Annotated in this window: 2 protein-coding genes; one reads left to right on the top strand and one right to left on the bottom strand. The window is 55.9% G+C overall.

The genetic code is table 11. The features are described 5' to 3' along the window. The first annotated feature begins 326 nt into the window (after positions 1-326). The gene (locus tag ACOSYY_RS07570) at positions 327-473 is read left to right on the top strand and encodes a hypothetical protein (RefSeq protein ID WP_421661658.1); all 147 of its coding nucleotides are present in this window, start codon (positions 327-329) and stop codon (positions 471-473) included. Between the two features lie 293 nt (positions 474-766). On the opposite strand, the gene ACOSYY_RS07565 is transcribed toward ACOSYY_RS07570, so the two are convergent. Continuing rightward, a partial coding sequence (locus ACOSYY_RS07565; protein WP_421661657.1) for a hypothetical protein occupies positions 767-1,867 on the bottom strand: 1,101 nt, incomplete at its 5' end.

Below are 1,867 nucleotides of genomic sequence, written 5' to 3'. Positions count from 1 at the left end.
ACTGACTTGTATGGCCATATAGTCCCGGAAATGCACCTGCTGATACCGCTCCAGCAGCCACTGCAAGGTGCGCTCGTGGCACAGATGGAAAGGATAAAATATGACGCCGGATCGTGTCATGCCAGTGATTCAGAATAGCTGCTCTGCAACAGTATCGGCAAGCTGTCGTCCCAGGGGCAATGGAACGGAAGCGGTTATATTGCGTCACATCGATTCTAACCGTTTGAAAATACCGCGCTGACGATCCCTGGAGACAACACGTACTTTGCGTAGCGGAAGCATTCTCAGTGACTGGCTGATAGCCCGTGGGCACGTTGGAATGCTTCATGACGGTTGCGTGGGTTCAGCATGTCCCGCGCCGTTCGTTCCTGATCACCATTGAACATATGGCGGTGTATCGCACCGTCCGTTCCATTGCCCCTCGTAGGAATGGACTCCTGTATGCTGAGGTGAACCTGAGCGCGGCAGGATAACAGGTTTATGTGACAGGCACGACGCCGATGCTATTCAGCGCTGAGGCTGACATCTGAGAGGCACGGTTCCAGATCTGGTCAATAGAGGAGAGGCGGCGTGTGGCGGGGTATGGCAGCTTCCGTTCTATTGGCCCAGTTATGGCGAACGTTCATGCGACAGGGCTGTGAGAACCGCTTTACGGCGTGGCGATCTCGGCGCCGAACTTCCGTTCTTGGCCGCTAGCGGACTTTAACGAGTCCCGAGTTCATCCGGCATTGTGGCTGATGTAGTGACGATTGATACAATGAGGTGACTACCCCTTCGGATTCTCTGCCGAGGCCAGGATGGGCTGGAACATCGGATCGGCGTCGAGTACGGCTTTCAGCAATTCGCTATGGAGGAAATAACGCCAGACCTCATCATCTTTCCCAGGTATTTCATCAAACCAATGTTTGGCCTCGGTGAGATGTCGTAGCATTTGGTGTTTATCCCCGTAGTCCGGCATGAAAATCATGCTGTAGGCCATCGTGTATTCCGCGAGAAACTTGTCGAGCGGCAGCTCGGCAATGGCCGATGAGGTCTGAGCGTCCTCGTACGCTCGGACACTGTCCGGGTCGTGCCGTTTCCTATTCCAAGCCACCTTGTTGATACGCGACCAGGCCAACTGCACCAGCGCCTCGGCTCTGGGCGTCTTTTTGTCGGCGGGAATGTCTCTGACCAGCGCTTCGAACGTCTCGATCATCGGAATCTGGTCATTGTTCCAGCGATAAGCCATACCGAGCCGGAAGCGGTGATCCAACTGCTCAGGACGGGTTTTCGATAGGGTTTCCAGTGCAGGCAACAGTCGATACAGGAAGTCGGCCGGGGTCGGTTGCGAGAATCCACCCATTTCCATGGCATTCGCCAGGTCGAGGCGACCGGCGGCCGCATAGATGTTCCAATAGAACTCATTGACGGCCAGCGATAATAACGGATCCTTGACGTTCAGTTTGTGGCCCTGGGCGGCCTGCCGAAGCAAGACGGCATGAAGATTTCCGGCCAGGATCGTGAGCGCATCGACTTGGTGCGGGTCGATGATCAAGATGCGATTAAGCATGGCGACGCGATCGCGTAATTCCGGAAACGCAGCGGCTTGCGCTGCCGCCGCCGTCAAGGTCCCCGGTTGATCGTCAGGACCCCACCAGACAAGCGAGTCAGGAAGTGCCCGGCTCGTTTCGGTTGTGAACGGAATTCTGTCCGCTACCATCCCCGGTGCTTCAGGCGTGGTTTTCACGGGCAGATGAAAGACGGCCGAGTCTCGAGGAAAACCGTGTTTTTTGAGTCCGGTGAAAACGACCCATTGAGTCGTGATGGATTTTATGGCGCGCCGCTCTCGTTTGATCGTATTCGTCCATCGGACGGTGTCGGGTCCGTA

Source organism: Nitrospira sp. BLG_2, from assembly GCF_049222245.1.
This window is presented reverse-complemented; position numbering and strand designations above follow the sequence as displayed.

Bases quoted from the DNA above. Each gene is read 5' to 3' on its own strand.
- ACOSYY_RS07570 (WP_421661658.1), top strand. From the start codon at position 327: ATGACGGTTGCGTGGGTTCAGCATGTCCCGCGCCGTTCGTTCCTGATC.